Consider the following 6000-nt stretch of genomic DNA (forward strand, 5'->3'; position numbering starts at 1 on the left):
AAAGGAAGATCGACTAGGACCTCTGCTTTGCGCGGGAAAGTCCATACGGCACTGAACGGCAATTGCGCCTTTGTTGTTAACGAATGACAAGTGTTCTAATCAAATAAATACTCATAGGGTGTTATATCTATATCCTTTTGTTGCATCTTTTTTCTTAAAAACTTGTGATCTCGTTTTGGTGTGGCTAAAATATAACCTTCTATAAGTACATCCTGGCTAATCTTCTTTCTTTTTTTCTGTAATGCAACTTCGCCAATTTTACTGGCAATTTTTTGTCGTGCTATGTCTCTGAATAATTCAGGAACCGGGGATACAAGGTCTTCTAACAATTTTTTCTCTTCATTTTCCCACATATGACTTGTTTTTTCCATATAGTATTCTTCCCAATCCATGTTCGACTTGCCGTCTTCTTTAGGCAATCGCTTTAGAAATTTACGAAACATAAAAAAGCCGCCAATACTCATTAAACCTATTAGTAAGAAGCCCCACAATATAATTAAATAATCAACAATTACTGACATAATATCACCTGATTCTTCATTAGATAAGAAATAGAATTCCGTTATTTACAAGATATTCCATAGGAAACATTTATTTTTATCGTTATTTATAGTAACATGACAATAATTAGGTATATCACGTTTCCTTTTATAAGAAATTTTTACAATCTACGTTAATTATACTATAATCTTATACAATTATAAAAGGATGAAATCATTCATATGTCTATCATAATTTAGTTTTATTTGTCATATTTATTAGTGTAATGAATTAATTTGTTAAAATTGCAGAATAAGGAGTGAATGCCTTGGAAAATAAAGATAGTAACCAACAGGTAGAAAATAACAAAAATAAACAAAATTCCACCACTACTCCTGATCCTCAAGGTTTCTTTAATAATATTGCAGCGTTACCACCTTCTATACTTAAATGGATAGATAAAAACACAAATGGATTTATAGCTATATGGGATAAAAACGGCAGAATTATCTACATATCTAAATCAGTTGAACGATTGCTAGGTTATAAGGTAACAGATTTGCTTGGTACACAGTGGTATGAAAAGGTATCTCATGAAGATGTAACATACATAAAAAATCATTTTGACACAAATCAGGACTCATCCCAACTTTTTAATATTATGATCCAGAATATTTATGGTAAGAATATATGGACTGAGAATTTGGTTTCTCAAATAAAAGATTCAAATGATAACATTTATTATGCTGCTGCAGTAAAGGATATTACTGATAAAAAAGAGGCAGAAGAAATGATGATTCGTTCGGAAAAAATGTCAGTGGCTGGTCAACTTGCTGCCGGTATTGCCCATGAGGTTCGAAATCCGTTAACTTCATTAAAAGGGTTTCTGCAACTTCTTCAAGCAGGTGTGAATAGAAAAGAAGAATACTATAAGATCATGATTGATGAAATTGAGAAAATGGAAACTATCACCTCAGAACTACTTTTCATATCAAAGCCCCTAACGGATAACAAGCAAATTGAAAAAGTACAAGAAATGGTTGTAGATGTTATTACGCTTTTACAACCCCAGGCAAAACTCAAGAATATCGAAATTCTCTTTGAACAAACGGGCAGTCAGACTGTTTATTGTGATCGTTCGCAAATAAAACAAGTACTCATAAATATCGTTAAAAATGCTATAGAAGCAATGGAAGAACCAGGTAATATTCAATTAAATGTATTAACAAGTGAAGATAATATTCTATTAGATGTAATTGACGGAGGGCCTGGTATACCTGAAGAAATAATACATAAATTAAGAGAACCTTTTTTTACTACGAAGCAATCCGGCACAGGACTCGGGTTAATGATTACTACACAAATTCTTGAAAGGCATGATGGCAAGCTGGAGATACTGCAAAATGAGAATAAAGGGAGTACTTTTAGAATTATTTTACCAAAACAAGCAGAAAAATAATTTGAATTATAACTATTATTCCAATTATATTTATTGTTGTATAAGTATTTATTATCACTTTTAATAATTTATTAATATATGGCAATAGGCAATAAACATTTGTTTTATATAATAATTTCATATAAGATATATTAGTAGAATAATATTTTTGTCAAAATCCCTTGAAGGATACGACAATTAAGGATGACAGAAAGGGGTATATCTTATATGGGAATTGATGCAAAAAAGCAGTTTGATCTGAATGGTAAAACGTATAATTACTATCAATTAAAAGCGCTTGAAGATGCAGGCCTCGGAAAAGTATCACGTCTGCCATTTTCGATACGGGTTCTTTTGGAATCACTTATTCGCCAAAGAGATGGTCATGTTATCAAAGATGATCATATCGAAGGGCTATCAAAATGGGGAACAAAGGATGGGGAAGGTGTAGATGTTCCTTTCAAACCATCACGTGTAATCCTCCAGGACTTTACTGGTGTTCCAGCAGTTGTTGACCTTGCTTCTCTACGTAAAGCAATGGTGGACTTGGGTGGAGAGCCAAATAAAATCAATCCGGAGGTACCAGTTGATTTAGTTATTGATCACTCAGTACAAGTGGACCAATATGGTACACCGGGTGCACTTAAAGCAAATATGGATCTTGAATTTGAACGTAACGGTGAACGTTATGAATTTCTACATTGGGCACAAAAGGCATTTGAAAATTATCGTGCTGTTCCACCAGCAACAGGTATTGTACACCAAGTAAACCTTGAGTATATTGCAAATGTTGTTCATGGCTTAGAAAATGAGGATGGATCTTACGAAGCGTTTCCTGACACATTGTTTGGTACAGACTCTCATACAACTATGATTAATGGTTTAGGAGTCCTTGGCTGGGGTGTAGGTGGTATTGAAGCAGAAGCAGGTATGCTTGGCCAGCCATCTTATTTTCCAGCTCCAGAAGTAATAGGTGTTAAATTTACTGGAAGCTTTCCACAAGGAACAACTGCTACTGACCTAGCGTTAAAGGTTACACAGGTTCTGCGTGAAAAGAAAGTAGTTGGGAAATTTGTGGAATACTTTGGACCTGGTCTAAAAGATATGCCGCTTGCTGATCGTGCAACAATTTCAAACATGGCTCCTGAATATGGCGCAACATGCGGTTTCTTCCCAGTAGACGAAGAATCGTTAAGCTATATGCGACTAACAGGACGAAGTGAAGAACATATTGACTTAGTTGAAAAGTACAGTAAAGAAAATAATCTTTGGTATTCACCAGATCAAGAGGACCCAGAGTATTCAGAACTTGTGGAAATTAACTTGTCTGAGCTGGAACCAAATCTTTCCGGACCAAAACGTCCTCAGGATTTAATTTCTTTGTCTAATATGAAAAAAGAGTTTAATAAAGCAATTACAGCTCCAGAAGGCAACCAAGGTTTTGGTATGGATAAATCTGAATTTGATAAAGAGGCAATAGTTAAGCACTCTAATGGTAAAGAGCCTGTTATGAAAACAGGTGCACTTGCTATTGCTGCAATTACATCGTGTACAAACACGTCTAATCCATATGTAATGTTAGGTGCAGGACTATTGGCGAAAAAGGCTGTCGAAAAAGGTTTAGCTGTGCCTGAATATGTGAAGACATCACTTGCGCCTGGCTCTAAAGTTGTTACGCGTTACTTAGAGGACTCAGGGTTAAATGAATATCTTGATAACTTAGGATTTAACTTAGTAGGTTATGGTTGCACAACTTGTATTGGTAACTCTGGACCACTACGTCCTGAAATTGAGGAAGCTATCTCGAAAAGTGATCTGACTGTTTCTTCGGTACTATCAGGTAACCGTAACTTTGAAGGACGAATCCATCCACTTGTGAAAGCAAACTATTTAGCATCTCCTCCGTTAGTTGTTGCTTATGCACTTGCAGGAACTGTTGATGTTGATTTAACAAAAGAGGCACTTGGGACAGATGCAGACGGTGAGCCAATTTACTTAACAGATATATGGCCATCAATGGAAGAAATCAAAGACACGGTAGAAAGTGTTGTAAAACCTGAAATCTTCCGTAAAGAATATGAAAATGTATTTAATTCAAATGAAAAATGGAATCAAATTCAAACAACTGATGAACCTTTATTCGAATGGGATAATGATTCAACGTACATTCAGAATCCACCATTCTTTGAAGGTCTAACTAAAGAAAAAGGGGCAGTGGAGCCATTAAATAAACTTCGAGCAATTGGAAAGTTTGGCGACTCTGTTACTACTGACCATATTTCACCAGCTGGTGCTATTGCGAAAGATATGCCAGCAGGAAAGTATTTGCAAGAAAAAGATGTATCACCAAGAAACTTTAACTCCTATGGTTCACGCCGTGGTAACCACGAAGTAATGATGCGTGGTACGTTTGCAAATATCCGTATTCGTAACCTATTGGCACAAGGAACTGAAGGTGGTTACACAACCTATTGGCCAACTGAAGAAATTATGCCAATTTACGATGCTGCAATGAAATATCAGGAAAACGGTACTGATCTACTGGTAATGGGCGGTAAAGATTACGGTATGGGATCTTCACGTGACTGGGCAGCAAAAGGTACAGATTTACTTGGTATTAAAACGGTTATTGCTGAAAGTTTCGAGCGAATTCATCGTTCAAACCTTGTTATGATGGGTGTACTGCCATTACAGTTTGAAGCAGGTGAAAGTGCTGATAAGCTAGGCTTAACTGGTAGAGAAACATTTGATGTGAAAATTGATGAGAACGTAAAACCTCATGATCTTGTTAAAGTTACAGCAGTTGCTGAGGATGGCAAAACTACTGAATTTAATGTAATTGCTCGTTTTGACAGTGATGTTGAAATTGATTATTACCGTCATGGTGGTATTCTTCAAATGGTCTTACGTAATAAACTTAAATAATTTTTTAAAAAAAGCCAATACATCGGTATTACCGATGTATTGGCTTTTTAGTAGTAGTTAAAATAAATTAACTAATGCTTATCTATGTTAAAGCTTACATATAAGACCAACTTTTCTAATATGAATTATTTATGAACAATATTACAATATGCTTTACATATATATTAAATAGCAATACGATATGAGTATTGAATGATATAGGTAGGGGATTCGTAATGATAAAAAAAATACTTGGTATAGTGGTATTAGTCACACTTAGTTTCATTGTTATAGTTGGCTTAGTTGATAATAATACTAATAAAACAAGTGGGTCAGGTACAACTGAGAACAACGCTGAAGGGGCTGGTATTGTGGCTCCCGGACAGACAGGAATTAAACCCGGAAAAATGGCTCCGGATTTTGAACTGCAGACACTTTCAGGTGACACGTTCAAACTATCTGATTTACGTGGAAAGAAAGTTATATTAAATTTCTGGGCATCATGGTGTAATCCTTGTAAGGAAGAAATGCCTGTAATGCAAAAGTTTTATGAGGCTCATAAAGATGAAGTAGAAGTTATAGCTGTAAACCTTACTGGAAATGAAGTTGGGGTTAAGGCAGCGAGAGATTATATTAACAAACATAACTATACCTATACAATCCCATTGGATAAGGACTTGGATGCTCGTGAAAAATATGATGTTTCGATAATCCCAACAACCTATTTTATTGGAACGGATGGCAAGATTCAACAGCCCCATAAATCTGGTCCGATGACATATGAGTATATGACTAAAATGTTAGATAAGTTAAAATAAATTATATATTTACTAAGAAATGGTAATACTACTCATAAAAAGGAGTGGATTACTATTTCACTGAAGAAAAGACTCTCTTTTGATGAGCTGGTAAAGGAAAATAGAAGGCAGATATTAGAAGACCGAACACGTTTAGATGAAATTGAGGATGGTTTTGAAATGAAGCACCGTTTACTAAACAAAAAGAAAACGGAACAATAATGGCTTTGTTTTCCTTAAATTAAGTGGTTCGGTTTAGGAGAAGCAATCAATAAGTCGAGCATTAAAGGTACTGCACCCTAAAAGTTAGAGTTAAAAATCTAACTTTTAGGGTGTTTTTATATGGCTAAATATAGCAAAGAGTTCAAATTGAATATTGTA

General features: G+C 35.1%; 5 protein-coding genes. 4 read left to right on the plus strand and 1 reads right to left on the minus strand.

Features of this window, described 5'->3' with window-relative positions:
* Window positions 1-95 precede the first annotated feature (95 nt).
* On the minus strand, window positions 96-521 hold the full coding sequence (locus J2Z82_RS10470) for a DUF2621 family protein (RefSeq protein ID WP_209480740.1): 426 nt from the start codon (window positions 519-521) through the stop codon (window positions 96-98).
* Window positions 522-808: 287 nt separating this feature from the next.
* On the opposite strand from J2Z82_RS10470, the gene J2Z82_RS10475 reads away from it, so the two are divergent.
* From J2Z82_RS10475 to J2Z82_RS10490, 4 genes are all read left to right on the plus strand, one after another.
* Window positions 809-1939, plus strand: coding sequence for an ATP-binding protein (locus J2Z82_RS10475; RefSeq protein WP_209480741.1), 1131 nt, complete (start codon window positions 809-811; stop codon window positions 1937-1939).
* 207 nt (window positions 1940-2146) lie between these two features.
* Complete coding sequence (gene acnA, locus J2Z82_RS10480; protein WP_280922991.1) at window positions 2147-4843, plus strand: aconitate hydratase AcnA; 2697 nt, start codon at window positions 2147-2149, stop codon at window positions 4841-4843.
* Between the two features lie 215 nt (window positions 4844-5058).
* A complete protein-coding gene (locus tag J2Z82_RS10485) occupies window positions 5059-5640 on the plus strand; it encodes a TlpA family protein disulfide reductase (RefSeq protein ID WP_209480743.1) in 582 nt (193 codons plus the stop codon).
* Window positions 5641-5700: 60 nt separating this feature from the next.
* Window positions 5701-5841 (plus strand): FbpB family small basic protein, encoded by a 141-nt coding sequence (locus J2Z82_RS10490; protein ID WP_280922994.1) that lies wholly within the window; start codon window positions 5701-5703, stop codon window positions 5839-5841.
* Window positions 5842-6000: the final 159 nt, after the last annotated feature.

The sequence above is a fragment of the Virgibacillus litoralis genome (assembly GCF_017873675.1).
GTDB lineage: Bacteria > Bacillota > Bacilli > Bacillales > Amphibacillaceae > Lentibacillus > Lentibacillus litoralis.

Bases quoted from the DNA above. Each gene is read 5' to 3' on its own strand.
- J2Z82_RS10470 (WP_209480740.1), bottom strand. From the start codon at position 521: ATGTCAGTAATTGTTGATTATTTAATTATATTGTGGGGCTTCTTACTA.
- acnA (WP_280922991.1), top strand. From the start codon at position 2,147: ATGGGAATTGATGCAAAAAAGCAGTTTGATCTGAATGGTAAAACGTAT.
- J2Z82_RS10485 (WP_209480743.1), top strand. From the start codon at position 5,059: ATGATAAAAAAAATACTTGGTATAGTGGTATTAGTCACACTTAGTTTC.